At 72.3% G+C, this 17,688-nt stretch carries 17 protein-coding genes; 8 read left to right on the forward strand and 9 right to left on the reverse strand.

Annotation, left to right across the window (positions count from 1 at the left end; all coding sequences use genetic code 11):
* Positions 1–48: 48 nt before the first annotated feature.
* The 3 genes from ACFV9J_RS24760 to ACFV9J_RS24770 are packed head-to-tail and all read right to left on the reverse strand — an operon-like array spanning position 49 to position 3,147.
* Positions 49–1,182: an Mrp/NBP35 family ATP-binding protein gene (locus tag ACFV9J_RS24760; RefSeq protein ID WP_385357139.1), complete on the reverse strand. Its 1,134-nt coding sequence runs from the start codon at positions 1,180–1,182 to the stop codon at positions 49–51.
* 44 nt (positions 1,183–1,226) lie between these two features.
* Positions 1,227–1,826, reverse strand: coding sequence for a DUF1003 domain-containing protein (locus ACFV9J_RS24765; RefSeq protein WP_385357141.1), 600 nt, complete (start codon positions 1,824–1,826; stop codon positions 1,227–1,229).
* Positions 1,816–3,147 (reverse strand): magnesium transporter MgtE N-terminal domain-containing protein, encoded by a 1,332-nt coding sequence (locus tag ACFV9J_RS24770; protein WP_385357142.1) that lies wholly within the window; start codon positions 3,145–3,147, stop codon positions 1,816–1,818. The genes ACFV9J_RS24765 and ACFV9J_RS24770 overlap by 11 nt, the downstream gene beginning before the upstream one ends.
* A 530-nt stretch (positions 3,148–3,677) precedes the next feature.
* On the opposite strand from ACFV9J_RS24770, the gene ACFV9J_RS24775 reads away from it, so the two are divergent.
* Positions 3,678–4,415, forward strand: coding sequence for a hypothetical protein (locus tag ACFV9J_RS24775; RefSeq protein ID WP_385357144.1), 738 nt, complete (start codon positions 3,678–3,680; stop codon positions 4,413–4,415).
* A 46-nt stretch (positions 4,416–4,461) separates the two neighbouring features.
* Here ACFV9J_RS24775 and ACFV9J_RS24780 read toward each other — a convergent pair whose 3' ends face one another.
* Both ACFV9J_RS24780 and ACFV9J_RS24785 read right to left on the reverse strand, forming a co-directional pair.
* Positions 4,462–4,974 carry a hypothetical protein gene (locus ACFV9J_RS24780; RefSeq protein WP_385357146.1) on the reverse strand — a complete coding sequence of 171 codons (513 nt, stop codon included), beginning with the start codon at positions 4,972–4,974 and terminating at the stop codon, positions 4,462–4,464.
* A 33-nt stretch (positions 4,975–5,007) separates the two neighbouring features.
* Positions 5,008–6,123, reverse strand: a complete 1,116-nt coding sequence (locus ACFV9J_RS24785; RefSeq protein WP_385357147.1) for a magnesium and cobalt transport protein CorA — start codon at positions 6,121–6,123, stop codon at positions 5,008–5,010.
* 511 nt (positions 6,124–6,634) lie between these two features.
* On the opposite strand from ACFV9J_RS24785, the gene ACFV9J_RS24790 reads away from it, so the two are divergent.
* A complete protein-coding gene (locus tag ACFV9J_RS24790) occupies positions 6,635–7,240 on the forward strand; it encodes a suppressor of fused domain protein (RefSeq protein ID WP_385357149.1) in 606 nt (201 codons plus the stop codon).
* Between the two features lie 49 nt (positions 7,241–7,289).
* On the opposite strand, the gene ACFV9J_RS24795 is transcribed toward ACFV9J_RS24790, so the two are convergent.
* The gene (locus ACFV9J_RS24795) at positions 7,290–8,513 is read right to left on the reverse strand and encodes an MFS transporter (protein WP_076976155.1); all 1,224 of its coding nucleotides are present in this window, start codon (positions 8,511–8,513) and stop codon (positions 7,290–7,292) included.
* A gap of 191 nt (positions 8,514–8,704) precedes the next feature.
* Here ACFV9J_RS24795 and ACFV9J_RS24800 point away from each other — a divergent pair, with 191 nt between their 5' ends.
* From ACFV9J_RS24800 to ACFV9J_RS24810, 3 genes are all read left to right on the forward strand, one after another.
* Positions 8,705–9,355, forward strand: a complete 651-nt coding sequence (locus tag ACFV9J_RS24800) for a DUF6758 family protein (RefSeq protein WP_385357150.1) — start codon at positions 8,705–8,707, stop codon at positions 9,353–9,355.
* A gap of 234 nt (positions 9,356–9,589) precedes the next feature.
* Positions 9,590–10,447: a PHP domain-containing protein gene (locus tag ACFV9J_RS24805; protein WP_385357152.1), complete on the forward strand. Its 858-nt coding sequence runs from the start codon at positions 9,590–9,592 to the stop codon at positions 10,445–10,447.
* Between the two features lie 64 nt (positions 10,448–10,511).
* Positions 10,512–11,117, forward strand: a complete 606-nt coding sequence (locus ACFV9J_RS24810) for a MarC family protein (RefSeq protein WP_385357154.1) — start codon at positions 10,512–10,514, stop codon at positions 11,115–11,117.
* A gap of 65 nt (positions 11,118–11,182) precedes the next feature.
* Here the strand turns inward: ACFV9J_RS24810 and ACFV9J_RS24815 are convergent, their stop codons facing one another.
* Positions 11,183–11,335: a hypothetical protein gene (locus tag ACFV9J_RS24815; RefSeq protein WP_007444413.1), complete on the reverse strand. Its 153-nt coding sequence runs from the start codon at positions 11,333–11,335 to the stop codon at positions 11,183–11,185.
* A gap of 244 nt (positions 11,336–11,579) precedes the next feature.
* Between ACFV9J_RS24815 and ACFV9J_RS24820 the strand changes: the two genes are divergently transcribed.
* The gene (locus ACFV9J_RS24820; protein WP_385357156.1) at positions 11,580–12,473 is read left to right on the forward strand and encodes an NYN domain-containing protein; all 894 of its coding nucleotides are present in this window, start codon (positions 11,580–11,582) and stop codon (positions 12,471–12,473) included.
* Between the two features lie 69 nt (positions 12,474–12,542).
* Here ACFV9J_RS24820 and ACFV9J_RS24825 read toward each other — a convergent pair whose 3' ends face one another.
* On the reverse strand, positions 12,543–13,439 hold the full coding sequence (locus tag ACFV9J_RS24825; RefSeq protein ID WP_385357159.1) for an alpha/beta fold hydrolase: 897 nt from the start codon (positions 13,437–13,439) through the stop codon (positions 12,543–12,545).
* A 116-nt stretch (positions 13,440–13,555) separates the two neighbouring features.
* Entirely contained in the window at positions 13,556–16,177 is a 2,622-nt protein-coding gene (locus ACFV9J_RS24830) for a DEAD/DEAH box helicase (protein ID WP_385357314.1), read from the reverse strand.
* A gap of 493 nt (positions 16,178–16,670) precedes the next feature.
* Here ACFV9J_RS24830 and ACFV9J_RS24835 point away from each other — a divergent pair, with 493 nt between their 5' ends.
* The gene (locus tag ACFV9J_RS24835; RefSeq protein ID WP_385357161.1) at positions 16,671–17,453 is read left to right on the forward strand and encodes a ferritin-like domain-containing protein; all 783 of its coding nucleotides are present in this window, start codon (positions 16,671–16,673) and stop codon (positions 17,451–17,453) included.
* A gap of 35 nt (positions 17,454–17,488) precedes the next feature.
* Positions 17,489–17,620, forward strand: a complete 132-nt coding sequence (locus ACFV9J_RS24840) for a hypothetical protein (protein ID WP_385357163.1) — start codon at positions 17,489–17,491, stop codon at positions 17,618–17,620.
* Positions 17,621–17,688: the final 68 nt, after the last annotated feature.

The raw sequence follows: 17,688 nt of genomic DNA on the forward strand, positions 1-17,688 counted from the left end.
GCGCCGTCCCCGTGGACAGCGCCCCCACTCCCGTACGGAAACGGAACGTCAGAACTTGTTCTTCGGCGTGATCCCCAGCGACAACCCGGAAAGGCCGCGCTGGCGCCCCCCGAGCTTGCCCGCGATCGAGCGCAGGGCCGCGCCCGCCGGGGAGTCCGGGTCGGACAGGACGACGGGCTTGCCCTCGTCGCCGCCCTCGCGCAGCCGGACGTCGATCGGGATGGCGCCGAGGACCGGCACCGACGCACCGGTCGTACGGGTCAGGCCGTCGGCGACCGCCTGACCGCCGCCGGTGCCGAAGACGTCGACCATCTCGCCGCAGTGCGGGCAGGGCAGCCCCGACATGTTCTCGACGACGCCGACGATCTTCTGGTGGGTCTGCACCGCGATGGCGCCGGCCCGCTCCGCCACCTCGGCGGCGGCCTGCTGAGGGGTCGTCACGACCAGGATCTCGGCGTTCGGCACCAGCTGCGCCACCGAGATCGCGATGTCACCGGTGCCGGGCGGCAGGTCGAGCAGCAGGACGTCCAGGTCGCCCCAGTACACGTCCGCCAGGAACTGCTGGAGCGCGCGGTGCAGCATCGGGCCGCGCCAGACCACCGGCGCGTTGCCCGGGGTGAACATGCCGATCGAGATGACCTTCACGCCGTTGGCCGAAGGCGGCATGATCATGTTCTCGACCTGGGTGGGACGCCCGTCGGCGCCCAGCATGCGCGGCACGGAGTGGCCGTAGATGTCGGCGTCGACGACACCGACCTTCAGGCCGTCGGCCGCCATCGAGGCCGCCAGGTTCACCGTCACCGAGGACTTGCCGACGCCGCCCTTGCCGGACGCGACCGCGTACACCCGGGTCAGGCTGCCGGGCTTGGCGAAGGGCACCTCGCGCTCGGTCTGGCCGCCGCGCAGGGCGCTGGCCAGCTCCTTGCGCTGCTCGTCGCTCATCACGTCCAGCTCGACGTCGACGCGCGTGACACCCTCGACCGCCGCCACCGCGTCCGTCACGCGCTGCGTGATGGTGTCCCGCATGGGACAGCCGGAGACCGTCAGGTACACGGCGACCGCGACCGCTCCGTCCGCGCCGATCTCCACCGACTTGACCATCCCCAGCTCGGTGATGGGCCGGTTGATCTCGGGGTCGTTCACCGTCGCCAGTGCCTCGCGCACCGCGTCTTCCGTAGCCATAGGGTCGATGGTACGGCGCCGCCCACGGGGCACGGAAAGCCCCGTCAGCGGTCGGGTACGTCACGCCCCGAGGACCGATCCGCCGGGAATACCCCGCGGTCGGGGTGATGGCCGTTCTGCCGCTCCTCCAGGTCCTTGACGAGGTCCTGGAGCTCGGAGCGGATCCAGTCCCGCGTCGCGACCTCGCCGAGCCCGATGCGCAGCGCGGCGATCTCCCGGGTCAGGTACTCGGTGTCGGCGATCGACCGCTCGTTCTGCTTGCGGTCCTGCTCCAGGTTGACCCGGTCCCGGTCGTCCTGCCGGTTCTGCGCGAGCAGGATCAGCGGGGCCGCGTAGGAGGCCTGGAGCGACAGCATCAGCGTCAGGAAGATGAAGGGGTACTCGTCGAAGCGCAGGCCGCTCGGCGCGGACACGTTCCACACCACCCACAGGATGATGACGACCGTCATCCAGACGATGAACCGCCCGGTGCCCAGGAAGCGCGCGACGCGCTCCGACAGCCGGCCGAAGGACTCCGGGTCCCACTCGGGCAGCAGCCTGCGGCGCGGCGGACGCGGCTGGTCGAGGCGGGCCCGGGCCCGGGAGGACGCGGTGGCCCCCGACGTGGCACGCTCCCGTGTCGTCGTCTCGCGCTCAGGCACCATCGGCGCCCACCTCCCCCGTCGCCGTCCCCGTCGTCCCCGTCGTCTCCGTCGTTCCCGTCGTCTCGTCCAGGTGGTACTCGGTCTCCCGCCAGTCGTCGGGCAGCATGTGGTCCAGTACGTCGTCCACGGTGACCGCGCCGAGCAGCGCCCCCGAGTCGTCCACGACGGGCGCCGCGACCATGTCGTACGCGGCGAAGAACCCGGCGACCACGGGCAGCGCGGCGTCCGGCTCCAGCGGCTGCAGGTCGTCGTCGAGGATCGAGCCGACCAGCGTGTACGGGGGGTCGCGCAGCAGGCGCTGGAAGTGGACCGTGCCCAGGTACTTGCCGGTCGGGGTCTCCTCGGGCGGGCGGCAGACGTAGACCTGGGCGGCGTGCGCCGGGGACAGGTCGGGGTTGCGAATGCGGGCCAGGGCGTCGGCGACGGTCGCGTCGGGGCGCAGCACGATCGGCTCGGTCGTCATCAGACCGCCGGCCGTGTGCTCCTCGTACGCCATCAGTCGCCGCATGTCGGCCGCGTCGTCGGGCTGCATCAGGCTCAGCAGCCGCTCCTTGTCCGCCTCGGGCAGCTCGCCGAGCAGGTCGGCCGCGTCGTCGGGGTCCATCGCCTCCAGGACGTCCGCCGCGCGCTCCTCCTTGAGCTTGCCGAGGATCTCGATCTGGTCGTCCTCCGGCAGCTCCTCCAGCACGTCGGCCAGCCGGTCGTCGTCGAGGGCGGCGGCGACCTCGGCGCGGCGCTTGGCGGACAGGTGGTGCAGGACGTTGGCGAGGTCGGCGGGGCGCAGCTGCTCGAAGGTGGCCAGCAGGTTCTCGGCGCCCTGCCCCTGCTCCTCGACGGAGAAGCCGGAGACGCCGGACCACTCCACGGTCAGCGTCTCGCCCTTGTTGCGGCGGAAGGCACCGCCCTTCCTGCCCTTGCGTACGAAGACCTTGTCGATCTCCCAGTCCCGGCGGGCGGGCAACTGCTGCACCGACAGGTCAAGGACCGTGACCTCCTCGCCCGTCTCGGTGAGCGTGACCCGCCGGTCGAGCAGCTCGCCGAAGACGAGGCGCTCGGTGGGCCGCTGCTCGAAACGCCGCACGTTGAGCACGCCGGTGGTGATCACCTGGCCGGACTCGATGCCGGTGACCCGGGTCATCGGCAGGAAGATCCGGCGGCGGGTGGTGAGTTCGACGACCAGTCCGAGCACGCGCGGGGGTTTGCGGCCGACGCGGAGCATGACGACCAGATCGCGCACGCGTCCCACCTGGTCACCGGCCGGATCGAACACGGCGATGCCGGAGAGGTGGGAGACGAAGATCCGGGGGGCGCCCGCTGCCATGGCCGCGGCTCCTTTCCTCACGTCCTCGCGCTGCGCGGAGCCGAGCGCGAGGACGCGGAAGTCGAGAGAGTCGAGTGAGTCGAGTGGGAGTGCGTGAACGCTGGTTCGTACGGTGTCTCTTTTCCGAATTGCCCGCTCGGACGCGCTTCAGGCTAGGGCCTGTCCGGCGGATCATGCCGCAGACGCGGGGTCTGGCACGCCCATCTGCCGCGTTGTCGTCACTCGCCGACTCCCCCACGCTCGACTGCGCTCGCGCGGGGGGACCCCCATCGCGTCGACTCCCTCCTCCGCCTTGCAGCTGCACGCACCAGACCCCGCTCACCGGCGTCAATGAAACACCGTGGCTTTCCTGCGACCTGATCCGCCGGACAGGCCCGGCCCGTCCCGATCGCCCTCGCCCTGGTGGCCGGTCCGGACGGACTGGCTCCGTTGGCCCCGCGGGGCCCCGGTACGCTGCGCCCTGGCCCGGTCGGTTCGCCGCCGACGTCCGTCGGCCGCGTGTCAGCCCTGTCAGAAAGGCAGTTTCACCTGTGTCTGTGACTCCCCGGCGCCGAATCCGCAGGGCCGCCTGGCTGGGCGCGGTGTGTGCCCTGGCCGTGACGGGAGCCGGGCTGACGGGATGCAGCAGCGAGGACCCCGACGCGGGCACCAACGGCCTCGGAAAGCTGTCGGCCGACAAGATCCAGGCGAAGGCCGGGACGGCCGCCGAGGCCGCCCGGACGGTGCGCCTGCACGGCTCCGTGGAGGCCGGCGGCAGCACGTACACCCTCGACATGCGGCTGAAGGCCGACGGAGGGACCGGCTCGGTCGCGGCCGAGGGGGCCACGTTCGGGCTGCTGCGCGTCGGCGAGCAGCTCTTCCTCAAGGCCGACGCCGGGTTCTGGAGCCACGACGGCGGCGACGCCAAGGCGGCCGACAAGCTCGCCGGCAAGTACGTGAAGGTGCCGCAGAGCGACCCCGTGTACAAGAAGTTCAGCGGCTTCACGGACAAGGACGTCCTCCTCGGCGGTCTGCTGACCCTGCACGGCACGGTGAAGACGGACGGCCGCCACGAGCAGGCCGGGGTGCGCACCATCCGCATCACCGGCGACGACGGCGCGGGCGGCTCGCTGGACGTCTCCCTGGAGGGCACCCCGTACCCGCTGCGCCTGGTGCGGGCGGGCAGCGCGGGCTCGATCGGCTTCTCGGACTGGAACAAGGACTTCGCGCTGGAGCAGCCGGCGAAGGACGACACCCTGGACTACGGCAAGCAGCTGCCGTCCTCCTGAGGCGTCCAGGGGCGTCCCGGGGCGTCCTGGGGAGTCCCCAGGGCCGTCAGCGCCGTTTGCGGCGTTTCAGCAGCAGGCGCGGCAGTCCCGCCGGCACCGGCTGCCGGGTCGTCGCCGGGCTCGGCAGCGGTGCCTCGGCCAGCGAGGCGTCGGGCAGCGGCGCCGTGGTCCCCGTCGGCTCCAGGCGCAGCACCCGGCACTCGCGGGCCCAGCGGCCGGTCATGGCCTCGCCGTCCGGGGCGTTCAGCCGCTTGCCCTTCAGCTCGCCCACCGCCGCCTGCCACGCCTCGGAACCGGACGGCAGCTCCACCACCCGGGCGGCCCAGGAGACCAGCCGGCCGCCCTTGTCCTTGCTGCGCACCGTCACCTCGGCCGCCGCCCCGTCGGCAAGACCCGGCAGCGGCTGCTCGCCCGGCCCGTCGCCGACGACGCAGGCCGCGCCGTCGTGCCAGACGTGCCACAGCGCCCGGGCGGGCACCCCGGCGCCCTTGACCCAGACGAGGCCGGACTTCTTGGTGGCCTCCTCGACGAGGGCCTTGTCGAGCAGCTCGCTTGTCATGCGGTCAGCCTATCCAGGGGCCCGGGGGCGGGTTCAGAGCCAGCCGTTGCGCTTGAGGGTGCGGTGGATGCCCAGGCAGATGCCGACCGTGATCGACAGGACCAGCGGGTAGCCGAACTTCCAGTGCGTCTCCGGCATGTAGTCGAAGTTCATGCCGTAGACCCCGCACACCATCGTGGGTACGGCGATGATCGCGGCCCACGAGGTGATCTTGCGCATGTCCTCGTTCTGCGCGACGGACGCCTGGGCGAGGTTGGCCTGGAGGATGGAGTTCAGCAGTTCGTCGAAGCCGATGACCTGCTCCTGCACCCGGGCCACGTGGTCGGCCACGTCCCGGAAGTACTTCTGGATCTCCGGGTCGACCAGCCGCATCGGCCGCTCGCTGAGCAGCTGCATGGGACGCAGCAGCGGCGCCACCGCCCGCTTGAACTCCAGCACCTCGCGCTTGAGCTGGTAGATCCGCCCGGCGTCCGTGCCGCGCGGGGAGCCCTTGCGTCCCGGCGAGAACACCTCCGTCTCGACCTCGTCGATGTCGTCCTGCACCGCGTCGGCGACCGCGATGTAGCCGTCGACGACGTGGTCGGCGATGGCGTGCAGCACCGCGGAGGGGCCCTTGAGCAGCAGCTCCGGGTCCTCCTGGAGGCGGCGGCGCAGCGCACGCAGCGAGCCCTGCCCGCCGTGCCGGACGGTGATGAAGAAGTCCCGGCCGGTGAAGCACATGACCTCGCCGGTCTCGACGACCTCGCTGTTGGCGGTGAGCTGGGCGTGGTCGACGTAGTGGACGGTCTTGAAGACCGTGAACAGGGAGTCGTCGTAGCGCTCCAGCTTGGGCCGCTGGTGGGCCTGGACCGCGTCCTCCACGGCCAGCGGGTGCAGCCCGAACTCCCGGGCGATACCGGCGAACTCGTCCTCGGTGGGCTCGTGCAGGCCGATCCACACGAACCCGCCGTCGCGGCGCACCTGGCGCATCGCCGTGTGCGGGGTCAGCGGCACGTCCGTCTCGACGCGGGTGCCGTCGCGGTAGACGGCGCAGTCGACGACGGCGGAGGTCGTCGCCGGGTCACGGGTGGTGTCGTAGGCACCGCCATCCTTGCGCAGCGAGACGCGGGACGGGCGGACCGCGGCGCGCAGGTCACGGATCATCGACATGGCAGGCTCCTTCGCGGCGGGCGGCGAACGAGGCCGGAGACGGGTGGAACCACCCGGAATGAGGACGTCCAGACCACGCGTGCTCGGCGCGTCCACAAAGCGGGGGGCACCGCACCGTCGCGGTGGCCGACTTCGCTGCTGATTCAGCTGCTGACCCGGACCGACGGCAGGGTCAGGCAAAACGAGACGAAGTGCTCTTCCTTGCGAGGGCGCGCGTACGGACAGCGGCGACGGGAAGAAAGCCGGTGCGGCTGCGTCAGCGGCCGGAAGAGCGGGTGGTACTGCACGGTCGACTTCGGTCCATGCCAGCCCCACCTCCTCCGGCCGGTCCCTCGTGAGGGACGATCCATTCCCCTTGTTTGGAGGGGTTCCCCGTAGGGGAGTGTTCACAGTGTCGGGGACTTGATCGCGACGCTCTGCGTGCTGCCCCGAACCGCTGGGCCAGAGTACCAGTCACCCGACGTGTCAAGGCGCCGCTTTGCCTCTTCCCGACGAGTTCTATGCTCGCCGCATGGCTGATGTTCTTCCTCTGGTCGAGGCCCGGTTGCACAGCGCGCTGGGCGAGCCGGACGCGCGCGCGGCGGTCACCTTCCTCGGCACCGACCGCATCGAGGTGCTGCGTTTCCCCGCCGCCGCCGCCGCCGCAGGAGAGGGCGACGTCGTCCGCTACGCCACCCTCGGCATGTCGGCCCAGCCCATGGCGGACCCCACGGCCGCGCTCGCCGACCCGGTCAAGGGCCCCCGCGCCGAGCTGGTGCTCTCCGTGCGCTCCGGGGCCGCCGACACCGACAAGGTGCTCCGCCCGCTCGCCGTACTGGCCGCGTCCCCGCAGGTCGAGGGCGTGATCGTGGCGCCCGGCGCCTCGCTGGACGTCGGTGAGCCGCTGTGGCCCGGGGCCCCGTTCACCTCGGTCCTGGTCGCCGAGCCGGGGGGCCTGGTGGAGGACCTGGAGCTGGACGCCCCGCTGGACCCGGTGCGGTTCCTGCCGCTGCTGCCGATGACGCCGAACGAGGCCGCCTGGAAGCGCGTGCACGGCGCGCCCGCCCTCCAGGAGCGCTGGCTGAACCACGGAACGGACCTGCGTGATCCGTCCCGCAGGTCCGTCCCCCTGGACTGATGCAGCCGAGTGTCGCAGCCGAGTGACACAACTCACCGGTTCCGTCTCGTCAGTTGGCGAAGACCGTGACCGAGTCCTCGCTCGCGTGCTTCGGCTCCAGCTCCTCGGCGTCGTGGGTGAGGGCACGCCGCCGTACGACGACCACGACCGCGCCGAGCAGGGCGGTCACCGCCGCCACCACGAACGGGATGTGGACGTCGGTCCACTCCTCGATCTTCGGCGCGAAGTAGGGGGCGGCCGCCGCGGCGAACCAGCGCACGAAGTTGTAGCCCGCGCTCGCCACCGGACGCGGCGCGTCCGAGACCCCGAGGGCCAGCTCGGTGTAGACGGTGTTGTTCACGCCGATGAACGCGCCGGACAGGATCGTGCAGACGATCGCCGCGGTGTGGTTGCCGTACCCGAGGACCAGGACGTCGGCCGCGAGCAGGACCAGTGAACCGCCGAGCACCTTGAGCGAGCCGAAGCGCCGCTGCATGCGCGGTGCCACCAGCACCGAGAAGACGGCGAGCAGGACGCCCCAGGCGAAGAACACCGCGCCGGACTTGTACGGCGTCATGTTCAGCACGAAGGGCGTGAAGGCCAGCACGGTGAAGAACGTGTAGTTGTAGAAGAACGCCGAGACCGCGGCGGAGGCGAGGCCGCCGTGGCCCAGCGCCTTGATCGGGTCGAGCAGCGAGGTCTTGCGGGCCGGCCTCGGCTGCTCCTTGAGGAACACCGTGATGCACAGGAAGCCGATCGCCATCAGGAAGGCCGTGCCGAAGAACGGGTAGCGCCAGCTGGCGTCGCCGAGCAGTGCGCCCAGCAGCGGGCCGCAGGCCATGCCGAGGCCGAGGGCGGACTCGTAGAGCAGGATCGCGGCGGCGCTGCCGCCGGCCGCCGCGCCGACGATCACCGCGAGGGCCGTCGAGACGAACAGCGCGTTGCCCAGGCCCCAGCCGGCCCGGTAGCCGACGAGCTGGCCGACGGTGTCGGAGGTGCCGGCGAGGCCCGCGAAGACCACGACGAAGGCCAGGCCGAGCAGCAGGGTCTTGCGGCCGCCGATGCGGCTGGAGACGAAACCGGTGACCAGCATGGCCAGGGCGGTGATGAGGAAGTACGAGGTGAACAGGAGCGAGACCTGCCCGGCGCTCGCGTCCAGGCCCTTGGCGATGGACGGGAGGATCGGGTCGACCAGCCCGATGCCCATGAAGGCCACGACGGACGCGCCCGCGGTCGCCCACACGGCCTTGGGCTGCCGCAGGATGCCGCCCGCACCCGCGTCGAAGGGATCCATGCTTGCTCTCCAATGGGGACGAGGTGGACAAGATGCACGCCAAATGGTTGGCGTATACACATAGTAAGTTAGCTCTGCTAATTAATGCAATGTACATCTAGTCACTCGGGGGCCGGCCCGGCCGGTGCCCTTCCCTCCGGATGGGTGATCGTCCTTGACGTGGGGGTGCGGGGGTAGGACCGTGGGGCTCTATGAGGGGCGAACCCAGTTGCCCGAAGTGTGGTGGCCGGGTCAGGGCTCCCGGCCTCTTCGCCGATTCCTGGCAGTGCGACCTGCACGGCGCCGTGCACCCGGTCCAGCCCGTACTCCCGCCCAGCGTCGAGGCGCTCGGCGTCGTGGTGCACCGCACGCAGGTGCCGTTGTGGATGCCCTGGCCGCTGCCGGTCGGCTGGCTGTTCACCGGCGTGGCCTGTGCGGGCGACGACCGCAGCGGAGGCCGGGCGACCGCCGTCGCCTGTTCCGGGCCGGGCCCGCTCGGGGGCATCGGTGAGCTGATCCTGGTCGCCGAGGAGCTCGGCGTCGGCCTCGGCGCGCGGTACGCGGGCCTCGACGGCCCGGACCCCGGACCGTACCTGGACGTCGAGAAGCCGCCCCAGGTCAAGGTTCTGGCCGCGGGCCGCCCCACCCCCCTCTGGCACGTCTCCGGGGGGCCCGTCGACCGTGCCGTCTTCGCCGGGGAGGCCCTCGGCATGTGGCTGTGGGCCGTGGTGTGGCCCGAGCGGTCCGGGCTGCTGATGTACGAGGAGCTGGTGCTGACCGACCTGCGGGACGCCGGTGCCGAGGTGGACCTGGTGCCGTGCGGGGCGCTGTCGCCGCGGCTGATCGAGCCGACGGCGCCGTAGCGCCGTAGCGCCGCAGGGGCGGACGGGGCGGCCGGGGTGGACGGGGTGGCGGGCCGTAGTCGTGGGCGCTTAGGACGCTTAGGGCGGGCAGAGCGCGTAGGACCTGTGGGTGCGCGCGTAGGACCTGTACGTGCGTAGGGGGCGCAGGGGTGCTGCGGGTGTGACGGCGGGGGGTCGAGTTCCGGTTATCCTTGAGCGTCCCCTTCCGTCCCGTCACCGCTTGGAGTCAGCGTCGTGCGCATCGATCTGCACACCCACTCCACCGCGTCCGACGGCACGGACACCCCCGCCCAGCTGGTGCGCAAGGCCGCCGCGACCGGACTCGACGTCGTCGCGCTGACCGACCACGACACCACCCGCGGCCACGCCGAGGCCGTCGCCGCCCTGCCCGAGGGGCTCACCCTCGTCACCGGCGCCGAGCTCTCCTGCCGCCTCGACGGCGTCAGCATGCACATGCTGGCCTACCTCTTCGACCCCGAGGAGCCCGCCCTGCTCGCCGAGCGCGAGCTGGTCCGGGACGACCGGGTGCCGCGGGCCCGGGCCATGGTCGCCAAGCTCAACGAGCTGGGCGTGCCCGTCACCTGGGAGCAGGTCGCCAGGATCGCCGGTGGCGGCTCGGTCGGCCGGCCGCACGTGGCCTCCGCCCTCGTGGAACTGGGCGTCGTCCCGACCGTGAACGACGCCTTCACCCAGGACTGGCTGGCCGACGGCGGCCGGGCCCACGTGGAGAAGCACGAGACCGACCCCTTCGAGGCGCTCCGGCTGGTCAAGGGCGCGGGCGGGGTCGCCGTGTTCGCGCACCCGGCCGCCGCCAAGCGCGGCCGCACCGTGTCCGAGGCCGCGATCGCCGACCTGGCGGCCGCCGGGCTCGACGGCATCGAGGTCGACCACATGGACCACGACGCCCAGACGCGGGCACGGCTGCGCGGGACGGCGAAGGAGCTGGGGCTCCTGGTGACCGGTTCGAGCGACTACCACGGCGGCCGGAAGACCTGTGTGCTCGGCGAGTACACGACCGACCCCGAGGTGTACGGGGAGATCACGCGACGGGCGTTCGGAGCGTTCCCCGTGCCCGGGGCCGGCGGGGTCTGAGCCGTACCCTCCGCGCGACCTCCTTCCCCTCTTCCCCCTCCTTCGCAAGGCCAGTGGCTCACCCATGTTCGACGTCGCCGTCTTCGGCTCCCTCTTCCTGACCCTTTTTGTCATCATGGATCCCCCAGGGATCACCCCGATCTTCCTCGCGCTCACCTCCGGCCGCCCCGGCAAGGTGCAGAAGCGGATGGCCCTCCAGGCCGTCTGCGTCGCCGGTGGTGTGATCACGGTGTTCGGTCTGCTCGGGCACCAGATCCTCGACTACCTGCACGTGTCCGTGCCCGCCCTGATGATCGCGGGCGGGCTGCTGCTCCTGCTGATCGCCCTCGACCTGCTCACCGGCAAGACGGACGAGCCGAAGCAGACCAAGGACGTCAACGTCGCCCTCGTACCGCTGGGCATGCCCTTGCTCGCCGGGCCCGGAGCGATCGTGTCGGTCATCCTGGCCGTGCAGAAGGCGGACAGCGTGACCACGCAGGTCTCGGTGTGGGCGGCGATCCTCGCCATCCACGTGGTGCTGTGGCTGGTGATGCGGTACTCGCTGCTGATCATCCGGGTCATCAAGGACGGCGGCGTGGTCCTGGTGACCCGCCTCGCCGGCATGATGCTCTCCGCGATCGCCGTGCAGCAGATCATCAACGGGATCACCCAGGTGATCCAGGGCGCGTGAGCACGGGAACAGGGCCCCGCGCGGAGTTCCGTGCGGGGCCCTGTTCTCGTGTGCGAAGGTCCGCGTTACAAGGCCGAGGTGTCGGCGGGGCGGATCCACAGGCGCTGCCCGATGGCGGCAGCCTGCTGAACGATGCGGTTCACGGAGGCGGCGTCCACGACAGTCGTGTCCACGGGGGTCCCGTCGACGTCGTCGAGTCGCATGACTTCAAAGCGCATGGCCTCTCCCTTGATCTGGTCATCCTCCTGCGGAGAACTACTGGTGTGGCTCCTGGGTCGTCGGTGCCCGGGCTTCCGTAATGGTCAACGGGATGCCCTCTGCAAACATTCCCTACGCTAAGGAAATTTTTCGCACGACTAATTACTGACAAGTAAGTCGCTTGTTACCGCGCGATAGGTGTCTCGTACAAGACTGACCGGGACCGGTTGTGTTCGTAGCGTGACCGCCGGGACAATGGAGGCGATGAACGACGACCTCGCGCCCCTGAACGCTCGCATCGATCGCACGAACGAGCTGCTGCAGCGCATGCTCGCCGAGGTGGCGAAGACCCCCTCGACCCACGCGATCTTCGTCGACGCCGGTTACCTGTACGCGGCGGCGGGGCGACTGGTGGCCGGGACCGAGGACCGCCGGGCCTTCGACCTGGACGCCGAGGGGCTCATCGAGGCCCTCATCGACAGGGCCCGGACCATCTTCGCGGACAGCCGCCTGCTGCGCGTGTACTGGTACGACGGCGCCCGCCGCCGCATCCACACCGCCGAGCAGCAGTCCATCGCCGAGCTGCCGGACGTCAAGGTCCGCCTGGGCAACCTCAACGCCAACAACCAGCAGAAGGGCGTCGACTCCCTCATCCGCACCGACCTGGAGTCCCTCGCCCGGCACCGCGCCATCAGCGACGCGGCCCTGCTCGGCGGCGACGAGGACCTCGTGTCGGCGGTCGAGGCCGCCCAGGGGTTCGGCGCCCGCGTCCACCTGTGGGGCATCGAGGCCCCCGAGGGCCGCAACCAGGCCGAGCCACTGCTCTGGGAGGTCGACAGCCAGCGCACCCTCGACCTCGACTTCTTCAAGCCGTACGTCTCCCGGCGCACGGCCCCCGCCGTCGAGGCGGGCCTCACCCGCCCGGCCCGGGAGGACGTCCGCTTCGTGGGCGCGCAGATCGCGGCGAAATGGCTGGCGGCCCGAGGGCGCGAGTCCCTGCTCGAACTGCTCCCCGGCCACCCCTACCTCCCCGGCTCCGTGGACCAGGACCTGCTGGTGGAGGCCGAGGGACTGCTGCAGTACTCACTGCGCGGCCAGGCCGACCTGCGCCGGGCGCTGCGGGACGGCTTCTGGGAGCACCTGCGGGCGCAGTACTAGGGCGCTGTCCGCGGAGTGTCAGGGCCTGCTCCGGCGGGAAGCGGGTCGCCGGAGCGCCACCGCGGGGCCTCAGCGCACGTACGGCCGGGGCGGCACGGGATGGTCGTCCCAGAAGTCGGCGAGGGCGCGGGCGGTCGGCAGGGGCTGGTCGGTGTTGGGGGAGTGCTCGGCGCCCGCGACGACCGTCCGGCGCGCGTCAAGGCGCAGGGCCATCTCGTCCAGGAGCGGCACGGGCCAGGTGTCGTCATAGGTGCCCGACAGCACGTGGAAGGGCAGCGGCACGGCGGCCAGCTCGGCGACACGGTCCGGCTCGGTGCACAACTGACGTCCCGTGGCGAGCAGTTGCGCCGGCCTGGTGCCCAGCCAGCGGTCGCGCAGCCGTACCGGGTCCTCCGGTCCGTGGGCGGGGGCCGGGGCGCCGGCCTCCTCCGGCGGTCCCATGGCCTGCATCACGTTCCAGACCTCCGCCATCGTCATCGTGTCCAGCGCGTCCCGCAGCAGCTTCACCCGCTGCCGCTGCGACTCGGAGATCCGCGCCGGGCCCGAGGACATCAGCGTGAGGGACAGGAACGGGGCGGGGTCGAGCAGGACGGCGGCCCGTGCGATCTGGCCGCCCAGGGAGTGCCCGACCAGATGCACGCGCGTCCCCAGGGCGGCGGCCTGCGCCAGCACGTCCCGGGCCAGTTCGGCCCGCGCGTACCCCGCCTCGTCGTGCTCGGGCCCGTCCGACTCGTACTGTCCCCGTCCGTCCACGGCGACCGTGCGGTAGCCGCGCGCCCCGAGCGGCCGGTGCAGCAGGGTGAAGTCCTCCTTGCTCCCCGTGAAGCCGGGCAGCATCATCACCACGCCCCTCGACGCGACCCCGGCGGCCACGGGCGAGTCGACGACGGCGAACTCACCGCGTGCGGTACGCAGCCGGTACGCGCGGGCGTCCGGGGGCGGGCTGAAGGCGGCGTTCCTGCTCACGGGCAGAGGCTATCGGGCGATGCGCACGGCAGTGACGACGCCCAACGCCGTCGGCCCCGTCCCACGTGGGTGGCGGGACGGGGCCGACGGTCTCGGTCTCGGACGAGCGGCGCGGATCAGCTCTCGCCGGCCTCCGCGGGCTGCGCGGCGGCGGCCGTCTTGCGGGTACGGCGGGCCTTCGGCTTCGCCTCCGCCGGGTCGGCCCCAGCCGCGGGTGCCTCGACGGCAACGGCGGCCTTACGGGTCCGGCGCCGCGGCGCGGCCTCCGGCTCCTGCGAGGCCTGCGCCGGAATCTCGGCGGCGGCCTCGACGGACGCGGCCGTCTTCCGGGTGCGGCGGGCCTTGGGCTTCGCCTCCGCTGCCTCGGCGGTGTCGGCGGCGGCTTCCGCCTTGGCGGCCTCTGCCTTGGCGGCGGCCGTCTTGGTGGCGGCCGTCTTGCGGGTGCGGCGCGGCTTGGTCTCGGCCTCCGCTTCGGCGTCCGGAGCAGCCTGCACCGCCGGTTCGGCGGCCTTGCGGGTGCGGCGGGTCTTCGGCTTCGCCTCCGCCGCCTCGGCGGTGTCGGCGGCGGCTTCCGCCTTGGCGGCGGCCGTCTTGGTGGCGGCCGTCTTGCGGGTGCGGCGCGGCTTGGCGTCGGCCTCCGCCTCGGTGTCCGGAGCAGCCTGCACCGCCGGTTCGGCGGCCTTGCGGGTGCGGCGGGCCTTGGGCTTCGCCTCCGCTGCTTCGGCGGTGTCGGCGGCGGCCTCTGCCTTGGTGGCGGCCGTCTTGGTGGCGGCCGTCTTCCGCGTGCGGCGCGGCTTGGTCTCGGCCTCCGCCTCGGTGTCCGGAGCCTGCACGGCGGGCTCGGCCGCCTTGCGGGTCCGGCGGCGCGGCTTGGTCTCGGCCGGCTCGGCCGCGGGCACGGCCGCTCCCTCGGCCGTGTCGACCGTCGCCTCGGCGGCCGTGGCTGCCTTGCGGGTGCGCTGCCGCGGCTTTTCGGCGGGAGCCTCCACCGTCGGGGCCTCGACGACCGCCGGAGCCACGATCGACTCCTCGGTGGCCGTCGGCTCCGCCGTCGGAGCGGTCTCCAGCGGGGCGGCCGAGGTCTCGGCCGCCTTGCGGGTGCGGCGGCGGCGCGGCTTCGCCGGGGCCTCCACGCCCTCCGGGGCCGCCACCGTTTCGGCCGCCACCGCTTCCACGACCGGGGTCTCGGAAGGCGCGAGCGCGGCGTGCTCGGCGGCCTGGGCCGCCGGGCCGTCGGTGGCGGGCGTCGCGGCGGTCTCCTGGCGGCGCGAGGGCTCACCGTTGCGCGTACGGCGCCGGCGGCGCAGCGTGCGGGGACCCTTGTCGGTGTCGGTGCCCGCGTCGGCGGCGCTGTCCGCACCACCGGTCACGGCCTCGGCCGCGGGGGCCACGGAGGCCTCCGCGTCCACCGGCGCACCGCCGCGCATCCGACGGCGGCGGCGCGGCGTCGTACGGGACGAACGCTCGCGCTCGCGGTCGCCGGAACGCGAGTCGTCGCGCCCACCCCGGCCACCCCGGTCGCCACGCCCGCGGCCACCGCGCCCGCCCGGCTCGCCCAGGTCCTCGAGCTCCTCCGCGTCGAGCCCGGCGCGGGTGCGCTCCGAGCGCGGCAGGACGCCCTTGGTGCCCTCGGCGATGCCCAGGTCGGTGTACAGGTGCGGGGAGGTGGAGTACGTCTCCGGCGGGTCGTTGAAGCCCAGGTCCAGCGCCTTGTTGATCAGCTGCCAGCGCGGGATGTCGTCCCAGTCGACCAGCGTGATCGCCGTACCCTTCGCGCCCGCGCGGCCGGTGCGGCCGATACGGTGCAGGTACGTCTTCTCCTCTTCCGGCGACTGGTAGTTGATGACGTGCGTCACGCCCTCGACGTCGATGCCGCGGGCGGCGACGTCGGTGCAGACGAGCACGTCCACCTTGCCGTTGCGGAAGGCGCGCAGAGCCTGCTCGCGGGCGCCCTGGCCGAGGTCGCCGTGGACCGCGCCGGAGGCGAAGCCGCGCTGCTTGAGCTGGTCGGCCAGGTCGGCCGCCGTGCGCTTGGTGCGGCAGAAGACCATGGCCAGTCCACGGCCCTCGGCCTGCAGTATGCGCGCCACCATCTCGGGCTTGTCCATGTTGTGCGCGCGGTAGATGAACTGCTTCGTGTTCGCGACCGTCGCGCCCTCGTCGTCCGGCGAGGTGGCGCGGATGTGGGTGGGCTGCGACATGTAACGGCGGGCCAGTCCGATGACCGCGCCCGGCATGGTCGCCGAGAACAGCATGGTCTGGCGCCGGGCCGGCAGCATGTTGATGATCTTCTCGACGTCGGGCAGGAAGCCCAGGTCGAGCATCTCGTCGGCCTCGTCGAGGACCAGGCACTTGACGTGCTTGAGGCTCAGCTTCTTCTGGCCCGCGAGGTCGAGCAGGCGGCCCGGGGTGCCGACGATCACGTCGACGCCCTGCTTCAGGGCCTCCACCTGCGGCTCGTAGGCGCGGCCGCCGTAGATCGCCAGGACGCGTACGTTGCGGACCTTGCCGGCGGTCAGGAGGTCGTTGGTGACCTGCTGGCACAGCTCGCGCGTCGGGACGACGACGAGGGCCTGCGGGGCGTCGGTCAGGGACTCGGGCGCCGCGCGGCCCGCCTCGACGTCGGCGGGGACGGTGACGCGCTCGAGGAGCGGGAGGCCGAAGCCCAGCGTCTTGCCGGTGCCGGTCTTGGCCTGGCCGATCACGTCCGTGCCGGAGAGGGCCACGGGGAGCGTCAGCTCCTGGATCGGGAAGGGAGTGGTGATGCCGACGGCTTCGAGGGCTTCGGCGGTCTCGGGGAGGATCCCGAGGGATCGGAACGTCGTAGTCAGGGTGCTGCCTCTTCTGTGTACGTGGTGCGAGGCGAGCGCGCGGGTCGTGCCGGACCGTGTCGGGGACGTCGGCTGCCTTACGGGTGAGCCGTAGGACACGGGACCTCTGTCGACGCTCCAGCGCTCGTACCACTGAGGGTCCCCCTCCGGACTGTCGTACGCAGTGTGGCGTACGGCAGGGAGGGCTGTCGGGTCGGAGCCGATCGGGCCACCGACCGGGCATCCTCATGCGTGCGGCCCGACGACGATGTCACGTACCCGTACGTCACATACTCGGCAGGCGCATTACCACCATACCCCGGATTCGCGCACACGCGATGGCCGATTTGCTCACGTAGTCGTCGTCACACTGACTGACCAGGGCCTTACCGCCGCCGAAGAGCGGGCTATTGTGCGCTGCATGACGAGCTCTGACAAGCCTGGCACCGCCGCAGACGCCCCCGCCGAGACCGCCGGAAGCGCCGGTACCGCCGGTACCGGCGGAGCCACCCCGGTCGCCGCCCGCGACTGGGCGACGGCCGCGGCCGACCCGCAGTACCGTGCCGCGGTCGTGGACCTGCTCGGCGCGCTCGCGTACGGCGAGCTGGCGGCGTTCGAGCGGCTCGCGGAGGACGCCAAGCTGGCGCCCACGCTGGCGGACAAGGCGGAGCTGGCGAAGATGGCGTCGGCGGAGTTCCACCACTTCGAGCGGCTGCGCGACCGGCTGGCCGAGATCGGTGAGGAGCCGACGGGGGCCATGGAGCCGTTCGTGGCCGCCTACGACGGCTTCCACAAGCAGACGGACCCCTCGGACTGGCTGGAGGGTCTCGTCAAGGCCTACGTCGGCGACTCCATCGCCAGCGACTTCTACCGCGAGGTCGCCGCCCGCCTCGACACTGACACCCGCGAACTGGTCCTCGCCGTGCTCGACGACACCGGGCACGCCGGTTTCGCCGTGGAGAAGGTGCGCGCGGCGATCGACGCCGACCCGCGGGTGGGCGGGCGGCTCGCGCTGTGGGCGCGGCGGCTGATGGGGGAGGCGCTCTCGCAGTCCCAGCGGGTGGTGGCCGACCGGGACGCGCTGTCGACCATGCTCGTGGGCGGGGTCGCGGACGGCTTCGACCTGGCCGAGGTCGGCAAGATGTTCTCCCGGATCACCGAGGCGCACACCAAGCGGATGGCGGCGCTGGGTCTGGCGGCCTGACGCCGTCGGCCGGGCGGTGCGCCACCGCTCGGGCCGTGAGCCAGCACGCGGGCCGGGCGCCGTGGCCCGGGCCCGACCCGGTACGGCGGCCTGCCGGTCAGGCGGTGGCCGAACTGCGGTGGAGCCTCCCGTGGGGCGGGATGGCGGCGCTGGGTCTGGCGGCCTGACGCCGTCGGCCGGGCGGTGCGCCACCGCTCGGGCCGTGAGCCAGCACGCGGGCCGGGCGCCGTGGCCC

It is taken from the genome of Streptomyces sp. NPDC059906 (assembly GCF_042730645.1).
Classification (GTDB): Bacteria; Actinomycetota; Actinomycetes; order Streptomycetales; family Streptomycetaceae; genus Streptomyces; species Streptomyces rubrogriseus.